This is a genomic window from Endozoicomonas sp. Z74 (genome assembly GCF_057680865.1).
Map to the genome: position 1 here is coordinate 44,754 of NZ_JBLYZI010000016.1, position 23,240 is coordinate 67,993.

The 23,240-nt window shown below is 53.4% G+C and carries 19 protein-coding genes; 4 read left to right on the forward strand and 15 right to left on the reverse strand.

Translation table 11 applies throughout. The annotated features are described in order from the left end of the window. Positions 1-13 precede the first annotated feature (13 nt). A complete protein-coding gene (locus ACNRUY_RS06890; RefSeq protein ID WP_488110909.1) occupies positions 14-1,471 on the reverse strand; it encodes a glyceraldehyde-3-phosphate dehydrogenase in 1,458 nt (485 codons plus the stop codon). 364 nt (positions 1,472-1,835) lie between these two features. Here ACNRUY_RS06890 and mfd point away from each other — a divergent pair, with 364 nt between their 5' ends. Together mfd and ACNRUY_RS06900 are read left to right on the forward strand one after the other, a co-directional pair. Next, on the forward strand, positions 1,836-5,285 hold the full coding sequence (gene mfd, locus ACNRUY_RS06895; RefSeq protein WP_488110910.1) for a transcription-repair coupling factor: 3,450 nt from the start codon (positions 1,836-1,838) through the stop codon (positions 5,283-5,285). Positions 5,286-5,372: 87 nt separating this feature from the next. Next, positions 5,373-6,242, forward strand: coding sequence for a CsiV family protein (locus tag ACNRUY_RS06900; RefSeq protein ID WP_488110911.1), 870 nt, complete (start codon positions 5,373-5,375; stop codon positions 6,240-6,242). 152 nt (positions 6,243-6,394) lie between these two features. On the opposite strand, the gene ACNRUY_RS06905 is transcribed toward ACNRUY_RS06900, so the two are convergent. The 9 genes from ACNRUY_RS06905 to ACNRUY_RS06945 all read right to left on the reverse strand — a co-directional run bounded on the left by ACNRUY_RS06905 (position 6,395) and on the right by ACNRUY_RS06945 (position 14,222). Beyond that, entirely contained in the window at positions 6,395-7,000 is a 606-nt protein-coding gene (locus tag ACNRUY_RS06905) for an imm11 family protein (RefSeq protein WP_488110912.1), read from the reverse strand. A gap of 371 nt (positions 7,001-7,371) precedes the next feature. Continuing rightward, positions 7,372-7,848, reverse strand: coding sequence for an ATP-binding protein (locus tag ACNRUY_RS06910; protein ID WP_488110913.1), 477 nt, complete (start codon positions 7,846-7,848; stop codon positions 7,372-7,374). 2 nt (positions 7,849-7,850) lie between these two features. Next, positions 7,851-8,183, reverse strand: a complete 333-nt coding sequence (locus tag ACNRUY_RS06915; RefSeq protein WP_488110914.1) for an STAS domain-containing protein — start codon at positions 8,181-8,183, stop codon at positions 7,851-7,853. A gap of 44 nt (positions 8,184-8,227) precedes the next feature. Next, on the reverse strand, positions 8,228-9,400 hold the full coding sequence (locus tag ACNRUY_RS06920; protein ID WP_488110915.1) for a PP2C family protein-serine/threonine phosphatase: 1,173 nt from the start codon (positions 9,398-9,400) through the stop codon (positions 8,228-8,230). A 134-nt stretch (positions 9,401-9,534) separates the two neighbouring features. Continuing rightward, positions 9,535-10,584 (reverse strand): mechanosensitive ion channel family protein, encoded by a 1,050-nt coding sequence (locus tag ACNRUY_RS06925; protein WP_488110916.1) that lies wholly within the window; start codon positions 10,582-10,584, stop codon positions 9,535-9,537. 62 nt (positions 10,585-10,646) lie between these two features. Further along, on the reverse strand, positions 10,647-11,777 hold the full coding sequence (locus ACNRUY_RS06930) for a mechanosensitive ion channel family protein (RefSeq protein WP_488110917.1): 1,131 nt from the start codon (positions 11,775-11,777) through the stop codon (positions 10,647-10,649). Between the two features lie 140 nt (positions 11,778-11,917). Then, positions 11,918-12,925, reverse strand: coding sequence for a beta-N-acetylhexosaminidase (gene nagZ, locus ACNRUY_RS06935; RefSeq protein WP_488110918.1), 1,008 nt, complete (start codon positions 12,923-12,925; stop codon positions 11,918-11,920). 75 nt (positions 12,926-13,000) lie between these two features. Beyond that, on the reverse strand, positions 13,001-13,483 hold the full coding sequence (locus ACNRUY_RS06940) for a L,D-transpeptidase family protein (RefSeq protein WP_488110919.1): 483 nt from the start codon (positions 13,481-13,483) through the stop codon (positions 13,001-13,003). Between the two features lie 109 nt (positions 13,484-13,592). Further along, the gene (locus ACNRUY_RS06945; protein ID WP_488110920.1) at positions 13,593-14,222 is read right to left on the reverse strand and encodes a TetR/AcrR family transcriptional regulator; all 630 of its coding nucleotides are present in this window, start codon (positions 14,220-14,222) and stop codon (positions 13,593-13,595) included. A gap of 176 nt (positions 14,223-14,398) precedes the next feature. Between ACNRUY_RS06945 and lexA the strand changes: the two genes are divergently transcribed. Both lexA and ACNRUY_RS06955 read left to right on the forward strand, forming a co-directional pair. Continuing rightward, positions 14,399-14,995: a transcriptional repressor LexA gene (lexA, locus tag ACNRUY_RS06950; protein WP_488110921.1), complete on the forward strand. Its 597-nt coding sequence runs from the start codon at positions 14,399-14,401 to the stop codon at positions 14,993-14,995. Between the two features lie 85 nt (positions 14,996-15,080). Further along, positions 15,081-15,515: a SulA-like leucine-rich domain-containing protein gene (locus ACNRUY_RS06955; protein WP_488110922.1), complete on the forward strand. Its 435-nt coding sequence runs from the start codon at positions 15,081-15,083 to the stop codon at positions 15,513-15,515. Positions 15,516-15,572: 57 nt separating this feature from the next. Here ACNRUY_RS06955 and ACNRUY_RS06960 read toward each other — a convergent pair whose 3' ends face one another. From ACNRUY_RS06960 to fadB, 5 genes are all read right to left on the reverse strand, one after another. Beyond that, entirely contained in the window at positions 15,573-15,815 is a 243-nt protein-coding gene (locus ACNRUY_RS06960; protein ID WP_488110923.1) for a hypothetical protein, read from the reverse strand. A 248-nt stretch (positions 15,816-16,063) separates the two neighbouring features. Continuing rightward, positions 16,064-16,543 (reverse strand): DUF6586 family protein, encoded by a 480-nt coding sequence (locus tag ACNRUY_RS06965; protein WP_488110924.1) that lies wholly within the window; start codon positions 16,541-16,543, stop codon positions 16,064-16,066. A 173-nt stretch (positions 16,544-16,716) separates the two neighbouring features. Then, positions 16,717-19,359: a type I DNA topoisomerase gene (gene topA, locus ACNRUY_RS06970; RefSeq protein ID WP_488110925.1), complete on the reverse strand. Its 2,643-nt coding sequence runs from the start codon at positions 19,357-19,359 to the stop codon at positions 16,717-16,719. A 445-nt stretch (positions 19,360-19,804) separates the two neighbouring features. Next, positions 19,805-20,977 carry an acetyl-CoA C-acyltransferase FadA gene (fadA, locus tag ACNRUY_RS06975; RefSeq protein ID WP_488110926.1) on the reverse strand — a complete coding sequence of 391 codons (1,173 nt, stop codon included), beginning with the start codon at positions 20,975-20,977 and terminating at the stop codon, positions 19,805-19,807. Between the two features lie 45 nt (positions 20,978-21,022). Further along, positions 21,023-23,173 carry a fatty acid oxidation complex subunit alpha FadB gene (gene fadB, locus ACNRUY_RS06980; protein WP_488110927.1) on the reverse strand — a complete coding sequence of 717 codons (2,151 nt, stop codon included), beginning with the start codon at positions 23,171-23,173 and terminating at the stop codon, positions 21,023-21,025. Positions 23,174-23,240: the final 67 nt, after the last annotated feature.

The following is a 23,240-nucleotide window of genomic DNA, read 5'->3' on the forward strand; positions in this document are numbered from 1 at the left end:
CTCTCTGGAACAATCAGGGTACGGAAGGATGCATCACCCCGGACATATACTGCAGAATCCGATTTACCTGGCAGCTGTAACCAAACTCATTGTCGTACCACACATACAATACGCAACGGTTACCTTCCACAATGGTTGCCTGCCCATCCACCACCCCTGCCCTGCGACTGCCTACAAAGTCACTGGATACCGCTTCCACGGAAGTGACGTAGTCAATCTGCTTGTGGAGGCCAGAATACAGGGAGGCATCCCGCAGAAACTCATTGAGAGCTTCCCGAGTCGTCGCCCTGGCCAGATTCAGGTTAAGAATCGCCAGAGACACATTGGGTGTCGGTACCCGGATCGCATTCCCCGTCAGCTTGCCCTGAAGCTCTGGTAGCGCCTTGGCCACCGCCTTGGCAGCACCGGTTTCCGTCAATACCATATTCAGGGCCGCACTGCGCCCGCGTCGCTCACCCTTGTGGTAATTGTCAATCAGGTTCTGGTCATTGGTGTAAGAGTGAACCGTTTCCACATGACCGTTCTCAACACCAAACGCCTCATGAATGGCTTTCAATACCGGTGTGATGGCGTTGGTGGTGCAGGAGGCCGCAGACAGAACCCGGTCTTCCCCGTTGATGTCCTGATGGTTGACCCCATACACAATGTTCTTGATCTCCCCTTTACCCGGGGCAGTCAATAGAACGCGGGAAACCCCTTTTGACTGGAGATGAAGCCCAAGACCTTCTTCATCCCGCCATTTACCGGTGTTATCCACCACCACGGCATTGGCAATGCCATAACGGGTGTAGTCAATAGTATCCGGCGCATTGGAGTAGATCACCTGAATCGCTACACCATTGGCGTAAATCACTTTATTCTCTTCGTCCACCGAAATGGTGCCCTGGAAAGAGCCGTGAACAGAGTCCCGCCTCAGCAGGCTGGCCCGCTTCTGCAGGTCATTATCCGCACTGCCCGGTCGCACCACAACCGCCCGAAGGTTCAAGCCAGAACCACCGCCGGCGCGCTCAACCAGGATTCGAGCCATCAGGCGGCCAATGCGCCCAAAACCATAAAGCACCACATCCTGACCGGGGCCCAGCTGAACTTTATCGCCGTTGGTAACAGGCTTCACCTTTTGACGGACATAGTCCTCAAGAGAGAGCCCCTCAGCTTCAGTCCGGTATCCTGCAGCCAGTTTGCCGATATCAATTCGGGATGGCCCCAGGTCCATAGAAGTAAGCAACTCCAGTATTGGGTAGGTCTCATGAACAGATAACCCCTGCTCCTCAATCTGGCGGACAAATTTGTGCGCCTTGAGTATATTAATGACGGAGCGGTTAATGATGGAGCGCCCGAATATGGAAGTAACAATGTTATGGTTTCGATAGAGACGGCCGATCATGGGGATCATTGATTCGGCCAGAGCTTCACGTTCTTTCCAGTCCTGAAAACGGTCTTCTACCACAATTTTTTCCCGTTTTATGTCCATTTATCGTTGGCATTTTGCCGGCTTTGAGGGCCAGGGACCTGACCGGAAACGTCGATCAACTACCCGGAACCTGAACTCACGTGTATTATCCTCAGATCACCATCAGATATCAACATACACGCACAAACATTAACACCTAGCTTTGTTAATCCTTCCCCCCACTGTGAGAATGCCATCGCAGCCGCTACAATGCTCCGTCAAACAGCCATAAGCGGATCGACGGCCGTGAATAAAACACACCGTTCACCCTGAACCATTTAAAGTGGCTGCGGAGCCCAAAACAGCGACATTTTCACCATGAGAATGGCCCGCCAACCCCAGAAGTTGGCTCTGCCGTATCAGCAAAGGATATTTCATAACTCTCATGACGCAGCAAACCATCCCTTTACCCTTGCAGGCAGGCGATCAACTTCACTGGGGTAACCTGGCCAAGGCAGGTCCGGCTTATACCATTGCCTCTGCCGCGCGCCAGGACAGCTCCCCCCTGGTGGTCATTACACACGACAGTGCTACCGCCATCCGGCTGGAAGAAGAGCTGGACTTCTTCCTGGGAGAAGACTCAACCGTTCACGTACAACAGATGCCGGACTGGGAAATCCTCCCTTATGACACCTTTTCCCCCCATCAGGACATCATTTCCCAGCGTCTGGCCACCCTCTACCGCCTACCCCAGGCGGGCAACACCATTCTGATCGTACCGGTCAGCACCCTGTTGCACCGCCTCTGCCCCCAGAGCTTCCTGCTGGGCAACTGCCTGTCCCTGCGCCCCGGTGAGCGCTTTATCATTGAAGAACGCCGGACACAGCTTCAACAGGCGGGTTATCGCTGTGTCGATTCGGTTCTGGAGCATGGGGAGTTCGCCATCCGGGGCGCCATCGTCGATATATTCCCCATGGGCACCGACCAGCCTTACCGGATAGATCTGTTTGACGATGAAATAGAGACCCTGCGCACCTTTGATCCGGAAACCCAGTTGTCAACGGCCACCGTTGACAGCATTCAGCTGCTGCCCGGCCATGAGTTCCCCATGGACAAACCGGCCATCGAGCAGTTCCGGGCCCGCTTTCGGGATGCCTTCGATGTCAATCACCGGGACTGCCCGATCTACCAGGACATTGGGCAGGGCATCGCCAGCCCGGGCATTGAGTATTATCTGCCCCTGTTTTTTGAGGCCACCGCCACCCTGTTTGACTACCTGCCTGAGCAAACCCGCATCATTGCCTGGGAAGGATTGACTGCAGCGGTTGAACACTGCATGACCGACCTCCACAGCCGTTACGAAAACCGTCGGGTCGATCCAACCCATCCCCTGCTCCCTCCCGCAGCGGTGATGATGCCCACGGAAGAGTTTTTCAGTCGCCTGAAATCGTTTCCAAAGGTCACACTGCACGAATCCCTCCTCAGTGACAAAACCGGACGGATTAACCTGATCCGTCAGGATCTGCCGGAACTGACTCTCAATGCCCGGCTTGAAGAGCCCCTGTCGGCACTTCAGCAATTCATTGATAAAGTGGATCATGTGCTGCTGGTTGCGGAGAGCGCTGGCCGCCGGGAGGTTCTGCTGGAACTGCTTGGCCAGAACGGCATTACTCCGCCCCACTGCCAGGGCTGGCCGGAATTCATCGCTGAACAACCCCCACTGGCCATCAGTGTCGGATCCCTTGAACACGGCCTGCACCTTCCGGACTTGAATCTGGCGGTGATCCCGGAAGCCCTGCTGCTGGGCCAGAGAGTCGTGCAACGCCGTCGCCGTAAAGGGGAAGATCAGCAAAGTGCAGACCAGGTCATTCGCAATCTCACCGAACTGCGCGCTGGCGCCCCGGTGGTCCATATTGACCACGGGGTTGGCCGATACCGGGGGCTGCAGACGCTGGATGTGGATGGCCAGACCACCGAGTTCCTTACGTTGGAGTATGCCAATGAAGCCAAACTCTATGTACCGGTGGCTTCGCTACACCTGATCTCACGGTATACCGGTGCGGACGATGAACTGGCTCCCCTGCATCGGCTGGGCAGTGAGCAGTGGACCAAAGCCCGACGCAAAGCCGCAGAAAAAGCCCGGGATGTGGCGGCAGAACTGCTGGACATTTACGCCCGCAGAGAAGCCCGAAAAGGCTTCCCCTTCGAGCAACCGGAGCAGAACTACCTGGCCTTTGCCGCCGCCTTTCCCTTCGAGGAAACCCCGGATCAGCAACAAACCATAGAGGCCGTCATCCAGGATATGTGCGCCCCCAAACCCATGGACCGCCTAGTCTGTGGCGATGTGGGCTTTGGCAAGACAGAAGTGGCCATGCGGGCTGCCTTCCTGGCGGTACAAAGTGGCAAGCAGGTGGCCATTCTGGTACCAACCACCCTGCTGGCCCAGCAGCACTACGAGAGCTTCCGGGATCGCTTTGCCGACTGGCCCGTGGAAATCGATGTAGTTTCCCGCTTTCGCTCCCAGAAAACCGTGGACCAGTTGAAAGAGAAACTGGGTAAGGGTCAGCTGGACATCCTGATCGGCACCCACAAAATTCTTCAGGGGGACCTTCGGTTCAAGAACCTGGGGCTGCTGATCATTGACGAAGAGCATCGCTTCGGGGTCCGTCACAAGGAAAAGCTGAAATCCCTGCGCTCCGAGGTGGATATCCTGACCCTGACCGCCACCCCTATTCCCAGAACCCTGAACATGGCCATGTCCGGCATCCGGGACCTGTCCATTATCGCCACCCCTCCCGCCCGGAGGCTGTCCGTTAAAACCTTCGTGCGCCAACACGACAAGCCACTGGTCAAAGAGGCCATTCTCAGGGAGCTGCTCAGGGGCGGACAGGTGTATTACCTGCATAATGAAGTGGAATCCATTGAAAGGGTCAGCAGTGAACTTCAGGAACTGATACCGGAAGCCAGGGTCACCAGCGGCCATGGCCAGATGAGGGAACGTCAGCTGGAGCAGGTGATGTCGGACTTCTACCACAAGCGGTTCAATGTTCTGGTATGCACCACCATTATTGAAACCGGAATTGATGTTCCCAACGCCAACACGATCATTATCAACCGGGCGGACAAGTTTGGTCTGGCTCAGCTTCACCAGCTGCGGGGACGGGTTGGCCGTTCCCATCACCAGGCTTATGCCTACCTGCTGACACCACCGGCAAAGGCCATGACCGCTGATGCCAGTAAACGGCTGGATGCCATCAGTGAAGCCCAGGACCTTGGCGCCGGATTTATGCTGGCTTCCAATGACCTGGAAATACGAGGCGCCGGTGAGCTGCTTGGGGAAGGTCAGAGCGGGCAGATCCAGAATGTCGGTTTCTCACTCTATACCGAAATGCTGGAGCAGGCGGTGGAATCCATTCGCAATGGGGATACCCCCAACCCGGACCAGCCTCTCCAGTACGGAACCGAACTGAACCTGCGCCTGCCTGCCCTGCTGCCGGAGGATTACATTCATGACGTCCACAGCCGGCTCATTCTCTACAAGCGCATCGCCGCAGCGGCCAATGACCAGGAGCTGAAAAACCTCCAGGTGGAATTGATTGACCGCTTCGGCCTGCTTCCGGAACCGGCGAAAAACCTTTTCCGGCAGATGCGCCTGAAACTGAACGCCCAGGCACTGGGTATCCGCAAGCTGGATGCCGGTCACGGAGAAGGACGTGTGGAATTTGAGGAGCAGCCAAAAGTCGACCCCATGACCATTATCCAGCTGATTCAATCCAGCCCTCGGCAATTCAGGCTGGAAGGAGGCAACATCTTGAAGTACATTGAGCCAATGGAAACGCCGGAAAAGCGCTTTCAGGCCACAGAAAGGCTGCTTGAGAGACTGGCAGGCGAATAAAGGCCAGCAGAGCAATATGGCCATCACCAGATGGCCCGCTTTTCAAGCACTGGATTTTTCCGGACAGAACAGACTCAGGAACCGGTAATGAAGAAACCCCTGCTGATCGCTCTGGCGCTGCAGTTCGCAGGAAGCGCAATGGCCGCTCCTGTTGATCCATCCTCAGAAGACCAGTGGTATCAGGCCGATATTGTTGTTTTTCGTTACTTATACGACAGCAGTGGAGAAGCCTGGCCACCGGTCAGTAAACACAGTACTGGAAACAGTATTTCGTTAACCCCCATGCCGGGGGCCAACACCAGTGACGAGCTGTTCAGCCTTGAGCCCGACAGGGAAAAAGCCCTGCCTGTGGATCCTGTCAGGGACCCCTACATTGCCCTGCCCGCCAGCGAAAGCCACCTGAACCAGCAAGTGGCCAGCCTGAGCCGGGGAGGACGTCATCAGGTCCTCATGCAGAAAAGCTGGCGGATGCCCGTGGGCCCTGAACACAGCAAACAGGCCATCAAACTGAGAGCGGCCAGCAGCGAAACGGTCAGCTATCTACTGGAGGGAACGGTCAGTATCAGTGAAGAGCGTTTTCTTCATGTGGATGTGGATCTGTGGCTGAACAAGCTCAGTCCCGAGGCACTCTATTCCAGAATCTCTGACGCCCCCCTCTCCGGCAGCCAATTCGGCAATGAACCTGGCGGGATGCCGGAAAAAAGGTTTACAGGTTATACCTCCGAGGAGCTTCTGCAGGCCAATCGCAAGTCAGACCATCTGGTTCGCCTTGAGGCCGGAGGGCCACCGCTGCGGGTAACGGACAATTTCCAGCTGAAACAGCGGCGTCGCATTCGCCATACCAGTGAGGTTCAGTATCTCGACAGCCCGGTCATCGGTGTACTGTTCAAGCTGACCCCATACGACCGCCCCGCCACCCTGATTGAAACCCGGCCTGAACCGGTGACTGAGTCATAATACCAGCCCTTGAAGGGGCACTCTCAGCGGTGCTTACGCTCCCACGCTGGAACCCGGAGGGCCTAAAAGCATGGGAGCAAGAAGCTGCAGCTTTTGCCACGCCCTCTCCAGCTTGGGAACGAGCTAGTGCAGTGACTGGCCTATGAACCCCGTTACACTTGCACTTTACCGAGCCTCCACCCTTTCATACGGTGTTGCTTGATAAAATCCCCCAGCAGGTCGGAACAAAAAAAATGGTATTTACTCGTTTGTTCAGTCCCCCGCCAGAAGTGTCGGTTAGCCGCCAGGTTCTGATGCATAACGATAGGCCAGCGTTCACCGTCATTGTCTCGAAATGAAAAGCCGCCTGCTTTCCCTGCATCCAGGCCAAAGCCGCTTAAAAAACGGGTGCGGTCATAATCCAGGGTATCCGCAAAATGGTGCACGCAATGGTAGTAATAGCATCCGTGGTGATTGCCCCTCTGATCAAGAACATCCACAGGGATAAAACTGTGGAGTTCCGGCTCCAGTGCCTCAATTCGATTTTTCAAGGCATCATTGATCAATGCTTCACCGGGATTGCCCATCATATCCGGTGGGCTCAACTGGCCCCGCTCCAGTACCACTGCCGCCGTTTTGGGAAACCGGCGAACCATGGCTTCCGGCAACGGTTCAGGGGAAGCGATATAATGCACAAGTTGTTCCATGCGCCAGGGTGGGTCGAATGTCACCTCTACGACTTCCTCTGAACGGATGGACGCAGAAACATAATAGGGCATGGTTTTCTCCTTATAATGCAACATGCCGGATAAAAGGGGCTGGCAAACGCCATTTTTTCTCTGCTCTAGAGAGTCAAGGCCAGCAGAGCCGCGGCCAATGGCAGGCTAAGGAAGGTTTTGCAGGACATTCCATTACTGGAACCCTACGCTTCAATGGATCTGTGCAGCCAGATTTATTTGTGATTTTGAGTGACAGCTACCGCTTACACATAAGACCGAGTTATTAAATACGAGGAGATAGACAAGTACAAGAGATCTGGATCACACAATAACATGGCAGAAAAGATATCAGATCAGAACCGGAAGTCACACAATGAGACCAGATGACCTGCTGCTGGCGATGGGTTGTCACTCAGGCAGGTTAATCCTCATCAATGCCTCAACTGCTTGGTCATCACAAAACTGTTTTTTCCCTGAACCTGGTGATACTCAATATGGTCCATCAGGTTCTGGACAATATGCAACCCACGCCCACTGCAGATCCAGGCTTCAGGATTATCCGGGTCTATGGGCTGCTCTTCTTTTGAAAGGATTTCAAGGGGCATGGACTTGCCCCAGTCACTGACAGTCACCGTCAGGGTGGTTTTCAGCAGCTCAACCACCACCTCTACACTGTGCCCCTTTTCATTGCTGTAGGCATGCTCAATGGCATTATTGACGATTTCCACCAGACAGAGTTCAAGCCGGTTGATTTCCAGGGGAGACATCGTAGTGATCGCACAGAGGCCACGAACCGCCATGGCCACCAGCGTGGTGTTAGCAAGCTCGCTGTCAATGGCCAGTCGGAGTGTTTGCCCCCGGTCAGAATCATTATGACCGGCCTTTTCATCCGGCTTTCCATCAGCCATCGCTACTGACCCTCAACCGCCTCAGCCACTGAAGGCGCAATAGTGAACAGGCGATCCATTGATGTCAGGCTGAACAGATCCACCACCGCAGGCTGGGCACCGGCCAGTTTCAGGGAGCCCTGCCCCGTCAGTTTTTTCAGGGCGGCCACCAGGGAGCCAAGACCACTGCTGTCCATAAACCGCACCAGAGAAAGGTCTATCACCATGGACGTAGCCCCCCCCTCTATCTGCTCAAACAGGTAGGTTTTAAAGGACTCCGCTATTGAGGCATCCAGCCGGGTTTCATCCACCTCAACAATGGTGTATCCGGACTCCGTCTTTGATTCAAAGGGCATCTCGCTCTCCTTGCTTGATTATTCGACCGGTCTTCAGCAGGCTTTTAAGGCTGCCACTCCAGTATCAGATAAGTGACATCGTCATCAAAACCGTCGCCGCCATTCCACTTTACTATCTCTGTTTCGACACGATCCACCAATGTCTTCAATTCATCTTTGCAGCCCGCCTCAAGCAGAGACATCAAACGCTGCTCACCAAACTGCTCTCCCTCCTCGTTTTCACATTCCGTGATCCCGTCAGAATACAAAAACAGCCGATCCCCGGGCTGAAACTGCAGGGTGACGGATTCATAGGACATATCCGGCATCATGCCCACCGGCACGCCACCTCCCGGCACCTGTTCCACCTGGCGATCAGAACACTTGAGCCAGAGAGGAGGTGGGTGCCCGGCCTGGGACAGGGTAATTGAGCCGGTTCGACTGTTAATCACACCGTAAGCAATGGTGAAATAGAGCATTGCCTCAGGGCTGGCCTGAAAGCGCTGATTCAGGCTGGCCAGCACTTCGTTCGGCTGGCGGATCCGGTAAAAAGGCGCCTCTTTGAGCTCTTCCCGGACCAGAGAGGCACCACCACGATCCTCAGACAACACATTGTTGAGCGTAAAAGAAAACAGAGCCGACGGTATACCGTGCCCGGCCACATCCAATTGATAAAAACTGAGGGTTTCGCCATCCACAGCGTGGTAGCCAAACATATCCCCTCCCAGAAACCGGCTTGGCCTGAAAAACCAGTTGAAATCCACATGCTGGATTTTTTCCGGCTTGCACAACAGGCTGGCCTGGGTCGCTGCGGCAGACTCCAGATCCTTTTCAATGATATGAATTTTCTGTTCGAGCTTTTTTTTCAGTTCGATGATGCGAATACCGGCCCTTAACCGGGCATCCAGCTCATCAAAATTAACGGGTTTGTTGAGAAAGTCATCGGCACCCCGGTTAATGCCCTCAACAACGGCTTCATGTTCCGTTTTACCGGTTAAAAGAATCAAATAGACATAATGACCGATATCACTCTGGCGAATGGCTTCGCACAACCCAATGCCATCAAGGTTAGGCATCATCCAGTCACTGATCACCACGCGGGTTTCCGGGTGTTCCTTCAAAACTTTCAGGGCTTCCAGGCCATCTTCGGCTTCCAGAACCTGGTGCCCTTTTTTCCTCAGAACCACAGAAAGCATCATTCTCTGGTCCCGGGCATCTTCCACAATCAAAATATTCATTGACGTTGTCTGCTTTTTATAAAGGCCGTTCCATCAACCGGGACAACAGGAATCAATATCATCCATCCAGCGGGTTTATTACCCTCTCAGTGTTTCTTTTACCTGGATATTTGGGTAAGAGACTATTTCATTCACTATAGCGGTTTTAACCCGGGGTCATCGTTAATCACCCGTCGTACGGGATAAGCAAAATCAGCACCCTGTTCCTCCACGGCCCTGGCAATGGCCAGCAGAACACTTTGCTGTACCTCGAGAAAACCAAGTCGATCTATTTTTTTGATATGCACCCGAACCTGACACAACAGTGAGGACTCGTCGTATTTTATAAACCGGGCATAATGGGGCTCATGGCAGTCTATATCAGGATTAGCTTCAACAAGCTCCATTATCCTGCTGAGAACTATGGATAATTTATCAACATCTTCATACCTTAATGCGAAGTTCTCCACCATTCTCCGGTTTCTCATACGAGTCGCATTCTCTACCACAATGCCATTAAACAGGGAGTTGGGCACGTAAATCGGGCGTCGGTCAAAGGTGCGGATACGAGTCAACCGCCAGCCAATCTGTTCCACATGGCCTTCAATATTTCGATCGGGAGACCGGATCCAGTCCCCCTCTGCAAAGGGGCGGTCCAGCATCAGCATCAACCCGCCAAAAAAATTAGCCAGCCACTCCCTGGCCGCCAGGCCGATAATAATACCGCCAATACCACCAAAGGCCATCAGGGCCGAAAGGCTGTAACCCAATACCTGGGCAATGCTGAGCAGCGTAATGATTACCACCACCAGCTGAAGGGTTCTGGCCACCACTGAGTCCGACACCTTTCTGGACCACCCCCGTCCCATAGACTCCAGCAGCGGCTTGATCTCGAGACTGATCAGCCAGATGGCCCAGGCCGGATAGATAATCACCAGAAGCTTTTCAGCCACCAGCAGTGAATCATGCCATTCATGGGCATCATAACCGGGCATAAAATGTGCCGTGAATAGCAGGAAAAACAACCAGGGCATCACCAGCAAAGGCGTTCGAATGGCAGAAATAACCACCCCCCGGGTCGGTGCTGAGGGGTCTTTCTGCCATCGGGTCGACAGCCACTTCAATCCAAAATAAAACAGAAGGGACAGAACCAGAGCCAGGGAGGTTTGATAAATAAAAGTGAACGCATTGTCGGCAAGGGGCATGAGCTGACCTCATTCAGATAGCCATTATCTGAATTGTAGCCAGCTCCGTTTACTACAAACTGTCAGGCTTTAACGGGTTCAGCCGTATCCATGGCTCCGGCCTTATGACCACCAACAGGAAGAAGCTCCTGGTCAACAGGAAAATCGAGGGTACGTGTGGGAAAGGCAATATCCGCCCCATGCCGGTGAATAATCCCAACAATGTCCAGAAGCACCTGTTCCTTAACCGTATGGAACGTCGCCCAATCGGTGGTTCGGGTAAAGCAGTAAATAAAACAGTCCAGGCTGGAAGGGCCAAAGCAGGTGAAATTCACCATAATGATTTTGTCCTGGGCAATCGCTTCATTACTCTGGAGATATTGCCGGATTTCAGCCAGCACAGCGCTCACCTTGCTGCTGTCCGCATACCTTAAGCCCACCGTCTCCTTGATCCGCCGGTTTTCCATCCGGGAAGGATTTTCCACGGAAATGTTCATAAAGGTGGCATTGGGCACGTAAAGGGGTCGCCTGGCAAAGGTAAGGATACGGGTCTGGCGCCAGCCAATGTATTGAACAGTGCCTTCAATCTGGCGATCCGGGGAGCAGATCCAGTCACCGACCCTGAAAGGCTTATCCAGGTAAATCATCAGTCCACCGAACAGGTTAGCCAGCATATCCTTGGCCGCAAAGCCCACTGCAATGCCTCCCACACCACCAAATGCCAGCACCCCGGACAGGCTATAGCCAAGAGTCTGCAGGACCACCAGGCAGCCAATGATAATGATCATGATGCGCAGCAGGCGGCCTCCGGCCACCAGTGTCGTCGGATCAATTTTCTTTTCCGACTCATCGTGCCGGGCCAGATAGCCTCTCTCAATGGCTTTGATAAACCGGATCATGGCCCAGCTGATCAAAGCAATAACCAGCACATCCCTGAAACTGGCAAAGCGGGTAAACAGAGGATTACCGGTACTCTGCCAGATGACATCCGCCACCCATCCCAGTCCCAGCACCCAGATAATCAGCTTGACGGGCTTTCGGCCGGAGCCAACAAAGGCATCATCCCAGAGGGTTTTCGTTTTTATGGCCCCAGCAGAGAGCCGGTCAAACACCTTGCCCACCACAAAACTGAAAATAGCCGTCAGCAGTAACGCTACCAACACCTCCGCCAGCCAGTGCGGCAGGCTTACCCCGTGAATGCCTGTTAATTCCATGGTCTTTCCAGTCAATCGCTGTGTTGAAAAAGAAGATTCGGTGAGAAAAAGAATGAAGCCCGTCAGTCAATTGCCACGTAAACTGTTCAGTTTATTCTTTCGCTGTGGACTCTATTCACTGCAGACTTCGGGACCCGCTCTCAGCCCAGTGCCTCAAGCAGACTGACAGTCTGGCGATGACGGGATGACTGAACCAACCCCTTCCAGTCTGGCCGGTTCACCGTCAGCAGTCGGTTAGGGCCTACACCCCTGAGTGGACTTTCCTGTGCTTCTTCCAGCACATCCCTGACCCCCTGGCGATTGCTGACAATCAACAGGTCACAGCCCGCCTCCAGGCCTTTCCAGACCCGGCCGGGATAGCCTCCTGCCGAAGCCGCCCCCTCCATGGAAAGACAGTCGCTGACGATCAGCCCGCCAAACCCAAGCTGCCCCCTGAGAATCTGCTCCTGCCAGACCCTGGAAAAACCCGCAGGCTGTTCATCAATGGCGGGAAAAACGATATGGGCTGGCATAACCGCCTCAACCCCTGCGTGAATCAGTGCCTTGAAAGGTACCAGGTCCTGCCGTTCAATCTCTTCAAGCGTGCGACTATCCACCGGCTGACATTCATGAGAGTCACCATCAACACTGCCATGACCTGGAAAGTGCTTGATGACCACAGACATCCCGGCCTCATGAACCCCTTCGACCCAGGCCGTGGCCAGTGCAGTCACATCATCAGAGTTACTGGAAAAGGCCCGGTCACCCACAATGTTGGTACGGCCATGGTCAATATCCAATACCGGCCCCAAGCTAAGATCCACGCCGCAGGAAAGCAACTCAGAAGCCATGAGCCAGCCCGCTTCATGAGCCAGCTGGAGTCCCTGTTCCCTGTTGTTTTGCAGCAGCTGACCATAAGCCTTTACAGGAGGCAGACGGGTAAACCCTTTTTTTAAGCGCTGTACCCGACCTCCTTCCTGGTCTACACAGATGAGAAGGTCCTCTCTCAGGGCCCGGATAGAGTTCACCAGCTGACAAAGTTGCGGACGATCCTGAAAATTGCGGGCGAAAAAAAGAACACCAGCCACCGCCGGGTGACAGAGAATCTCACTCTCTTCCGGTGAAAGCTCTGTACCCTCCAGATCAATCAACAGCACGCCTGTATTCATGGGAAACCTTTTCTCAATAAAGCAGGGGAAACCGGCAGGACACTTTTTTTATCCTTTGAAGGGGCCCGTCAAACGTCAAGAGAGTTGGATATCAATACAGGTGCCCGCATCAACCCGATCATAAAGGTCAATAATATCCCTGCCATGCATACGGATACAACCACGGGAACCAGGCACTCCCATCTCAGCGGTATCCGGGGAGCCGTGAATATAAATGTATCTGCGCATGGTATCGACATTGCCCAGGCGGTTGTATCCTGGCTCAAGCCCGCTGAGCCAAAGAATCCTGCTTAAGATCCAGTCTTTTCTGCCTGGGTATACTGCTGTTAATTCCGGGGAATAAATCTCCCCGGTAAAGCGACGACTGACGAATACTGAGTGCAGCGGCAGACCTTCACCAATTTTGGCTCTGATGACATGACGTCCAAGGGGGGTCTGCCAGCTACCCTCCTGCTGCCCAGTCCCTTTACTGGCGGTTGAGATGCTATAGCGTCGAACCTGACCATTGTCCTGATGCAGGATCATCTCCTGGGTGGCAATATGAACCGACAGATGCATAGAAAACCTGGACTCCGCTGGGTTACAGAAAAAGGGAACAGAGAGGCCATCAAAACCTCAAAGAGCGGGTAATTAACAATGGGTATCTTCACCCGTTGCCGTATTCATCTCAGGTATGGGCACGCAGGCCTGCCGCCATAAAGGGCACCATTTTCCTGAGAATCTCTTCCACCTCATAGCGGGTACCATAATCATTCTCGGCAATGGCCCGGAGCGCATCTGATCCCGACAGGGTAAACACCGCAGCACCCAGAATAAAATAGACCCGCCAGAAAAGATCCCCGGCGGGCAGATTCGGGCAGGTTTTGATCAGCAACTTAAGGTAATCCTCAAAAACCTCGCCATACACTTCCCGTAAATATTTCTTGAGGTGCCCCTGCCCCTGGGAATAAGCCAACCCGATTAGTCGCATGCATACCGACAGATCATTTTCTCTGCGGGGTTTGACCGCCATAATCTGGTCCACCAGCATATGCAGGGCCTCTTCCAGGTCGGGGGTATTGTTTTGCTCATTGATCTGGGAAAGTGCACTGGCCAGATTGGTGGTAAAAGGCTCAAGGAACCTTGAAAAAACCGCCTGGATCAGGGCTTTTTTGGAACCAAAGTGATAGTTGACAGCCGCCAGATTGACTCCTGCATGACTGGTAATCGCCCGCAGAGAGGTTTCCGCAAACCCATGCTCAGCAAACAGCTGTTCAGCTGCGTCCAGGATTCGTTCTACAGTGGCTGACTGTGACATACTTTCTTAAGCACCATTAGCATAAACAATTGTTTAAAACTACCGTTTGAAACCAAAAACTGCAAGTTGTAAAAGTAATACCGCAATAAACCCGGTGGTTCAAGAAAACAGTCCCTTGCAGGAATCAATATACTGTATATAATTACAGATACTGTATAAAAACACAGACACCAGCCATGATTAAGCTCACCAAACGACAGGCCGAGATTCTTGAACTGATCAAGGCCCATATAGAAGAAACAGGATTTCCCCCTACCCGTGCTGAAATTGCCAGCACTTTTGGCTTCCGTTCTCCCAACGCGGCCGAGGAACACCTCAGGGCCCTGGCCAGAAAGGGGGCCATCGAAATCACACCCGGCGCTTCAAGAGGGATTCGTATCCCGGGCTCTGATGCTCTGGGACTTCCCATTATCGGGCAGGTGGCTGCAGGAAGCCCGATTCTTGCCCAGGAACATATTGAAAACCATCTTTCGATCACCCCCTCTTTTTTCTCACCCAAAGCCGACTTTATGCTCAGGGTCAGGGGCATGAGTATGAAGGACATCGGTATTCTGGATGGGGATCTGCTGGCGGTTCACAAAACCAGTGTTGCCCAGAACGGCCAGATCGTAGTGGCCCGGATCGAGGATGAAGTAACAGTGAAGCGGTTCGAACAGAAACGGAACAAAGTTTACCTGCATCCGGAAAACCCGGACTTCACCACCATCGAGGTAGACCTGAACCATGACATTTTTGCCATTGAAGGGCTCAGTGTCGGCGTAATAAGGAATTGAAACCCACAGGACCTGAAGGGTCTAAAGGCCTAAAGGCATAAATACTCAAAGAGCATAAACACCCGTCTGTAGTGGAGGGCCTGACATGCAAGCATTAACGACTCATCCCCTGACCACCGCCTCCAGGACAAACCCAGGCTCCTGGAACCACAAAAGCGCGATTGATGAGCTGATTCTATCTGGCCCCCCATGGCAGGCAGGCCAATTTTTAAAGTCCATGCTCAATGATCTGGCTAACGATCAGGAGCCCCGCTGGCTCACTCTGATCCTTTCCAGCGAACATGCCTTAAAAACCAAGAAATGGCTGAAACTGTCTGGCATCAGCAATAACCGGGTTCAGGTGCTCAATCCCTCAGCCCGACAGGATTCCCTGAAGCTGACCCGCCAGGCCCTGGCCTCCGGTACCAGTCATACCGTGGTCAGCTGGATTAATCAGCTGGATTCCTCAACCCTGAATGAACTTGAATTGGCAGCCAGAAGCGGACGATGCCAGGGGCTGGCCATTCGAAACCGGGATTAATACCTGTAGCACGATATAACCGGCCACCCGATAAAGCCGGTCAGCATGATGAAACGGTTAGTGCAAAACCCGGTTTTCAGGAATATAGCCTTCGGTACCGGCCTCGGTTTTACGGCTGACCTCTTCTATGCAGGCGTCCAGCATAATGCGGGCCACTTCAAATTGATCCCCCTGGAGGAATTCCAGCAACTCCTGGGAAAATGTCATGGTCACCAGGGGCTCAGCACTTTCCTCATCGCTTCGACGCAATACAATCTCCCCTGATGGGAGCTCAACAATTTCAAGAAAAGTCGCTGACATAGTGATCCAGTACCTGATTGCTCTTAAATAGAACCATGGCAGGTGCGCAGGCCACTGGTTCAATGGTAAAGCGGCACTCGTTCAATCACTTGAATAGAGGTGCCTTTAAAGGGGTTAAGTTAACCGGGCTATTTTGCATTAGCCGCTATTGGCTTTCAAGGTGAGGCCTTCAAACTGGCATACATCCGATTTCCACTGGCGCTTCCCACAGGAATGTGTACCGGCCGTCATTGCAATATGCCAGAAGGCTACCACTCAAGGCTGAAGTTGCGACTATAAGTCACCAGTTCTTTCAGGGAGACCAGAATACTGGCCGCACTATCCGGCAGCTCAAGATCCATAGCGGAAGCACTTACCAGGGGTATCTCTGAGGACCTTTCGGGCACCTTTCTCTGCGTCGGCATCAGGCACTCCTGGTGAGAGCGGAGCAAAGAGGACAACCACGACTCATGCTGTTCAAGCTGCTCGATGTACTGCAACTCAGATGACACCTCACCCTTGAGATGAATGCTGTTAATTGCCTCATCCAGTGTGGGAAGCTGACTTACCGATAGCCGATAATTGGTCATAATCTCCGCCAGTAACGAACGATACGCCTGAACCATTGCTCCAAGGCAGGCTTCACGAAACGCCGGGCCGGCAACCTCATCCGCCTCTTTCCAGGCTTCCATCAGCAACCGGGAATGAAACAACATTTTGTTGGTAAATCCCTGCCAATTGTTAGTCATAACCCACTCCTGAACATCATTCGCCCCATCGCCGCTGAGTTTTGCCATAGAACGGCAGGGCACTCATTCAACATTTTCAGGAAACCTGAAACCCTCACGGAAAAAGAACAAGAAAAAAATAAGCCTCCTGTTGGAGGCCTACTTTATAACCCTTCAAAAAAAAGGCCTCTCAATCAAGCACTCTTACGCTTTTTAACCTGCTTTTCCTGCCACTGTCCATCCTGCCAAGTTGCACTCCAGCCCGTCGCCTTACCCTCTACCTCAGACATAACATACTGCTGCTTAGTCTTACGGCTGTAACGGATAATGGCAGGATTCCCATCAGGATCGGTTCGGGGGGCGTCCATCAGATAGCCATACTTGGGATCTATTTCCGCCTGATGGGGAATAAGCTCCGCCACCTGGGGTGCCCGGGTTTCCCGGTTCTTGGGGAACTGGCTTGCTGCCAGAAACAGCCCGGAGGCACCATCCCGAAGCACATAATGATCCTCAACCTTCACACACTTCAGCTCGGGCATGGGCACAGGATCCATTTTGGGCGGTGCAGGCTCCCCGCTTTTGAGCAACTTGCGGGTGTTTTTACACTCACTGTTGGTGCAACCAAAATACTTGCCAAACCGGCCCGTTTTCAATTGCATCTCGTTACCGCATTTATCACACTCAAGCACCGGACCGTCATAGCCCTTGAGCTTGAAACTGCCCTTCTCTACTTCAAACCCGGAACAATCCGGGTTATTACCACAGACATGAAGCTTGCGCTGCTCATCAATCAGGTAGCTCTCCATGGCGGTGCCGCACTTTGGGCAACGTCGCATGGCACGGAGCGCATTGACCTCCGCATTTTCATCGTCGGTGTCTTCAACCTCTTCACCGGGCACCAGGTTTATGGTGGTTTTGCAACGCTCTTTAGGCGGCAACGCATACCCGGAACACCCAAGGAAAACCCCGGTAGAGGCGGTTCTGATCATCATTGGACGAGCACAGGTCGGGCATTCAATATCGGTCAGGGAGGGCTCATTGGCTCTCATCCCCCCCTCATCCTGCTCCGCCTTTTCCAAGGTCTGACTGAAGTCCCTGTAAAAATCATCCAGAACCTTTTTCCAGTTCTTATGACCTTCAGCAATGACATCCAGATCCTCTTCCATATGGGCCGTAAAGCGGTAATCCATCAGCTCATTGAACGATTCATTAAGGCGATCGGTGACAATATCCCCCATTTTCTCCGCATAAAAACGACGACTTTTCACCGAGACATAACCCCGATCCTGAATCGTCGAAATAATGGAGGCATAGGTGGAAGGACGACCAATCCCCTGCTTCTCAAGCTCCTTTACCAGAGCCGCTTCACTGAACCGGGCGGGAGGACGGGTGAACAGCTGCTTTGGATCCAGTTGTTCCAGCTTGAGAGGGCTGCCCTTCTCCAGGTCTGGCAAGATCAGGTCTTCACCCTTTCGTGCCATGGGCTTCTGTACCCGGGTAAAACCATCAAACTTGAGGGTACGCCCCTTACACTTCAGCTGGAACCCCTGAACGTCTATGGTCAGTGAGGTGCTGAGATATTCAGCCGGTGTCATCTGACAGGCAACAAATTGCCGCCAGATCAATTCATAAAGGCGCTCAGCATCCCGCTCAAGGCCTTTCAGACTGCCCGGTTCCGCAGTAACACTGGATGGCCGGATAGCCTCATGAGCTTCCTGAGCCCCCTCTTTACTGGAGTAAACATTGGGGTTCTCAGGGCAGTACCGGTTGCCATACTGATCCAGAATGAACGCCCTGGCTGTATCCACGGCTTCCTGGCTGAGATTGGTGGAGTCGGTACGCATATAGGTGATATGCCCGGCTTCATAAAGCCGCTGGGCCATCATCATGGTCTTTTTAACACTGAATCCCAGACGGGTACTCGCTGCCTGCTGCAAGGTAGAAGTAATAAAGGGTGCAGTAGGCTTACTGCGAGTTGGCTTGTCCTCACGGCTTGAAAGCAGGTAATCCGCTCCCTCAAGTTTGCCAAGAACAACGTCCACCTCACCCTGGTTACCAGGACGGAAAGCCGTGTCATTTTCTCTGACCACCTGAAACCGGATCGCTTCGCCCGCCTCGGTTTTCAGGTCTGCAAAAACCTCCCAATACTCTTCAGGCACAAAGCGGCGAATTTCACGTTCCCGCTCAACCACCAGCTTGACCGCCACTGACTGAACCCGGCCAGCGGAGAGCCCGCGGGCAATTTTGGCCCACAACAGTGGCGACACCATGTACCCAACCACGCGGTCAAGAAATCGCCGTGCCTGCTGGGCATCCACCCGATCCCGGTTCAACTGGCCTGGAGATTCAAATGCTGCCTGAATGGCATTTTTGGTAATCTCATTAAACACCACGCGGCGATAACGATCGTTGTCACCACCGATGGCCTCCTGAAGGTGCCAGGCAATGGCCTCCCCTTCACGGTCCAAATCGGTTGCGAGATAGATGGTGTCGGCATTTTCAGCCAGCCGTCGCAGTTCATCCACGACTTTTTCCTTGCCAGGCAGAATCTGGTAACGGGCTTCCCACCCCTTATCAGGGTTGATCCCCATGCGCTCAATCAACTGCTCTCTGGCTTTGATTTTCTTGCGCCGGGCCCGCTCCTCCGGGGAAAGCTTACGGGACTCTGCCGCCGCCTTGGCCCTGGCCTTGGCGTCGACCGGTTTTTTGGGGCCACCCGCTGTCGGCAAATCCCTTATGTGACCCACACTGGATTTGACAACATAGTTTTTGCCCAAATATTTGTTGATGGTTTTCGCCTTGGCAGGCGATTCCACGATAACTAGCGATTTACCCATGCTGCCTTACACGTCCTGTCATCTGTTCCATTGTTCTGACTGGCCAGATCTGTGAGCGGATAAAACGCCCGATAATACTGAATAAACAGATCGACTGAAACACAGTTTCTGTCAGAACAAGAAAAGCCGGGATAGAAATTGCCTCAATATATAAGGCCAAGTCCATAAACGGTCAAGAAAAACCATCATTCTCACCTCTTTCGACATCACCAAAGAGCACCGTACTGAACCTGCCGTCCACTGTCTGTTGCCCTGATTTCATCTTTCTTCATTCGTTCAGAGACACCACCTGAAAGCGGTCACCACTGGTCATACCTCGCGAGCAAAGAGTACAGAAAAAGACAACCCTCCCTGACATAACGGCAACATAAAATGAGACTTAAAGCAAACCCGGCAAAAAGCCGGGCTGCTGATAAAGTCATGTAAAGGGAGATCCCCCGAAGAATTACACCCGTTCAAAGACGGTGGTAATACCCTGACCGAGACCCACACACATGGTGGCCACACCTAAGGTGCCGCTGTTCTGCTTCATCACATTCAGCAGGGTTCCGGAAATGCGAGCCCCCGAACAACCAAAGGGGTGTCCAAGGGCAATGGCTCCACCATTGAGGTTGACTTTCTCATCCATCCTGTCGAGCAGCTTGAGGTCTTTCAGCACGGGCAACGCCTGGGCAGCAAAGGCTTCATTCAGCTCTACCTGATCAATGTCGTCCATAGTCAGACCCGCCCGCTTCAAAGCCTTTTTGGTACTGGGTACCGGGCCATACCCCATAATGGAGGGGTCCACTCCGGCCACGGCCATGGCCCGCACTTTCGCCATGGGCTTCAAGCCGAGATCCTGTGCCCGCTGGGCCGACATAACAATCATGCAGGAAGCGCCATCGGTAATCTGGGATGAAGTCCCGGCGGTCACTGTTCCTTTGGGATTGAAGGCTGGCTTCAGCTGGGACAATCCCTCAACGGTGGTGTCCGGACGAATGGTTTCGTCCTCGGTAAACAGGCTGAGATTTCCGTCCCCATCATGCCCCTGCATGGGAATGATCTCATCTTTGAACTTTCCTTCCCGGGTAGCCGTCCAGGCACGCTGGTGAGAGCGGGCACCAAACTCGTCCTGGGACTGCCGGCTGATGCTGTGCATGGTGCCCAGCATTTCTGCAGTCAAACCCATCATTCCAGCGGCTTTGGCCCCATATTTGGACAACCTCGGGTTAGGGTCAACACCGTGCATCATGCCCACATGCCCCATATGCTCAACACCACCCACTACAAACACATCGCCATTATTGGTTTGAATGGCCTGGACAGCAGTGTGCAGTGCACTCATGGAGGAGCCACAGAGCCGACTGACGGTCTGGGCACTGGAGGTATGGGGGATCGGCGTCATCAGCGAGGCCATCCGGGCAATATTCCAGCCCTGCTCAAGGGTCTGGTTGACACATCCCCAGATGACGTCCTCCACCTCTGCCGGGTTTATGTCCGGATTCCGGGCAAGCACCCCGGTGATCAATTCCGCCGACAAGGTATCCGCCCGGACATTCTGATACATGCCCCCCTTGGAGCGCCCCATGGGAGTCCGGCCATAATCGACAATAACCGCATCTCTTGGATTCAGGCTCATGGTTTTTTCTCTCTTATCTGGTTCCTGAAATAGCCCTGAAAATCATCACTCACCGTAAAAGGTCTTGCCTTCCCGGGCCATTTCCCGCAGCTTTTCGGTAGGTGCATACAAAGGGCTGATATGGGCGTACTTGTCTGCCAGCTCCACAAAGGCATCGACGCCAATGCTGTCGATGTATTTTAACGCTCCACCACGGAACAGCGGGAAACCAATCCCCATGATCAGGGCCATATCCGCCTCGGCCACGGAGTCGACAATACCGTCTTCCAGGGTACGAACTGTTTCCATGCACAGAGGAACCATCATCCGGGCGATAATCTCTTCATCATCCAGCTCCTGACGCTCGGCACAGACATCACTGAGCAGTGAATAAACCGATTCATCCACCACCTTCTTCGGCTTGCCTTTTTTATCCGCTTCGTACTGATAAAAACCAGCGCCATTCTTCTGTCCGTAACGTTCGTTTTCAAACATCACATCCAGGGCTGTTTTAAAGTCACGCTTCATACGGTCCGGATAACCTTCTGCCATCACGGCTTCTGCATGAATGCCAGTATCAATCCCCACTACATCCAGGAGATAGGCCGGCCCCATGGGCCAACCAAACTTTTCCATGACCCGGTCAATTTTCTGGAAGTCTACCCCATCCCTCAACAGCGCAGAAAAACCGCCAAAGTAAGGGAACAGAACCCGGTTCACCATGAAGCCCGGACAGTCATTCACCACCACCGGGGTTTTACCCATCTGCCTGGCGTATTTAACGACGGTTGCAACGGTTTCCTCACTGGTCTTTTCACCACGGATCACCTCCACCAGGGGCATGGCATGAACCGGGTTGAAGAAGTGCATACCGCAGAACTGTTCCGGCCGCTTCAGATCACTGGCCAGTTCAGTGATGGAGATGGTGGATGTGTTAGAAGTCAGTACACAGCTTTCAGACACCTGGCCTTCTGCATCCGCCAGTACTGCTTTCTTGACTTTGGCATTTTCAACCACCGCTTCCACCACCACATCGACGGAGTCAAAATCACCATAAGACAGGGTCGGTACGATACTGTTGAGCACATCGCCCATTTTGCCAGCATCCATCCGGCCTTTAGCCACCCGCTTGCCCAGTAGTTTATTGGCCTCGGACAACCCAAGGTTCAACCCATCCTGGTTAATGTCTTTCATCAGGATGGGAGTGCCTTTCAGGGCGGACTGATAAGCAATACCACCGCCCATGATACCAGCCCCGAGTACCGCTGCCTGCTTTGTCTCTGCAGCCAGTTTTTCTGAAGCTTTTGCCTTTTTCTTCAACTGCTGATCATTCAGGAACAGGCCTACCAGAGCGTCACAAACCGGAGTCTTGGCCAGCTTGATAAACCCTTTGGCCTCCACTTCCAGAGCCTTGTCCCGCTCCATAAAGGCGTGCTTCTGAATGGTTTTCACCGCCGCCACCGGCGCTGGCATATTGGGTCCAGCCTGCTGCTTAACCACCGCAGAGCAGCTTTCAAACACCATCATGGCTTCAATCGGTGCCAGAGTCAGCTTGGACTTTTTCTCCTGTTTCCGCGCCTGATAGTCCAACTCTCCGGCCAGTCCCTTACGGACAAGGGACACGGCAGAATCAAACAGCTTGTCCGGAGCCACAACCGCATCCACCGCACCGACTTTCAGGGCCGCATCCGGTCTGAACTCACGGCCACTGGCGATCCACTCCACAGCGTTATCTGCACCGATCAGTCTTGGCAGGCGTACAGTGCCCCCCCAGCCTGGGTAAATGCCCAGCTTCACCTCTGGCAGCCCTACCTTGGCTTCGGTGGACATCACCCGGTAATCTGCACAAAGACAGACCTCAAACCCGCCACCGAGGGCAATGCCGTTGATGGCCACAGCCGTGGGCATATCCAGATCTTCCAGGCTGGAAAATACCTGGTTCACCGACATCACTTCCGACCACAGGGTTTCATCGTCCTGCTCGAAGGTTTTGGTAAATTCGGTAATATCCGCCCCCACCACAAAGACATCTTTGCCACTGGTCAACACCAGGCCTCGAACCGTGGCATCCGCTTTGATGGATTCAAGTGCTGCAGCCAGATCCTCAATGGCCGGGCGACTGAATTTGTTGACAGATTCACCATCCAGATCGAACCGGAGTTCAGCAATTCCGTCCTCTACCGGCAGAACCTTGAACGCCTTCCCTTGGTAGATCATGAATTTCTCCTTTCGGATTGAAGATGGGCAGACGGACCCAGACAGGACAGTGGCAGTGTAGACGCCC

Bases quoted from the DNA above. Each gene is read 5' to 3' on its own strand.
- ACNRUY_RS06890 (WP_488110909.1), bottom strand. From the start codon at position 1,471: ATGGACATAAAACGGGAAAAAATTGTGGTAGAAGACCGTTTTCAGGAC.
- mfd (WP_488110910.1), top strand. From the start codon at position 1,836: ATGACGCAGCAAACCATCCCTTTACCCTTGCAGGCAGGCGATCAACTT.
- ACNRUY_RS06900 (WP_488110911.1), top strand. From the start codon at position 5,373: ATGAAGAAACCCCTGCTGATCGCTCTGGCGCTGCAGTTCGCAGGAAGC.
- ACNRUY_RS06905 (WP_488110912.1), bottom strand. From the start codon at position 7,000: ATGCCCTATTATGTTTCTGCGTCCATCCGTTCAGAGGAAGTCGTAGAG.
- ACNRUY_RS06910 (WP_488110913.1), bottom strand. From the start codon at position 7,848: ATGGCTGATGGAAAGCCGGATGAAAAGGCCGGTCATAATGATTCTGAC.
- ACNRUY_RS06915 (WP_488110914.1), bottom strand. From the start codon at position 8,183: ATGCCCTTTGAATCAAAGACGGAGTCCGGATACACCATTGTTGAGGTG.
- ACNRUY_RS06920 (WP_488110915.1), bottom strand. From the start codon at position 9,400: ATGAATATTTTGATTGTGGAAGATGCCCGGGACCAGAGAATGATGCTT.
- ACNRUY_RS06925 (WP_488110916.1), bottom strand. From the start codon at position 10,584: ATGCCCCTTGCCGACAATGCGTTCACTTTTATTTATCAAACCTCCCTG.
- ACNRUY_RS06930 (WP_488110917.1), bottom strand. From the start codon at position 11,777: ATGGAATTAACAGGCATTCACGGGGTAAGCCTGCCGCACTGGCTGGCG.
- nagZ (WP_488110918.1), bottom strand. From the start codon at position 12,925: ATGAATACAGGCGTGCTGTTGATTGATCTGGAGGGTACAGAGCTTTCA.
- ACNRUY_RS06940 (WP_488110919.1), bottom strand. From the start codon at position 13,483: ATGCATCTGTCGGTTCATATTGCCACCCAGGAGATGATCCTGCATCAG.
- ACNRUY_RS06945 (WP_488110920.1), bottom strand. From the start codon at position 14,222: ATGTCACAGTCAGCCACTGTAGAACGAATCCTGGACGCAGCTGAACAG.
- lexA (WP_488110921.1), top strand. From the start codon at position 14,399: ATGATTAAGCTCACCAAACGACAGGCCGAGATTCTTGAACTGATCAAG.
- ACNRUY_RS06955 (WP_488110922.1), top strand. From the start codon at position 15,081: ATGCAAGCATTAACGACTCATCCCCTGACCACCGCCTCCAGGACAAAC.
- ACNRUY_RS06960 (WP_488110923.1), bottom strand. From the start codon at position 15,815: ATGTCAGCGACTTTTCTTGAAATTGTTGAGCTCCCATCAGGGGAGATT.
- ACNRUY_RS06965 (WP_488110924.1), bottom strand. From the start codon at position 16,543: ATGACTAACAATTGGCAGGGATTTACCAACAAAATGTTGTTTCATTCC.
- topA (WP_488110925.1), bottom strand. From the start codon at position 19,359: ATGGGTAAATCGCTAGTTATCGTGGAATCGCCTGCCAAGGCGAAAACC.
- fadA (WP_488110926.1), bottom strand. From the start codon at position 20,977: ATGAGCCTGAATCCAAGAGATGCGGTTATTGTCGATTATGGCCGGACT.
- fadB (WP_488110927.1), bottom strand. From the start codon at position 23,173: ATGATCTACCAAGGGAAGGCGTTCAAGGTTCTGCCGGTAGAGGACGGA.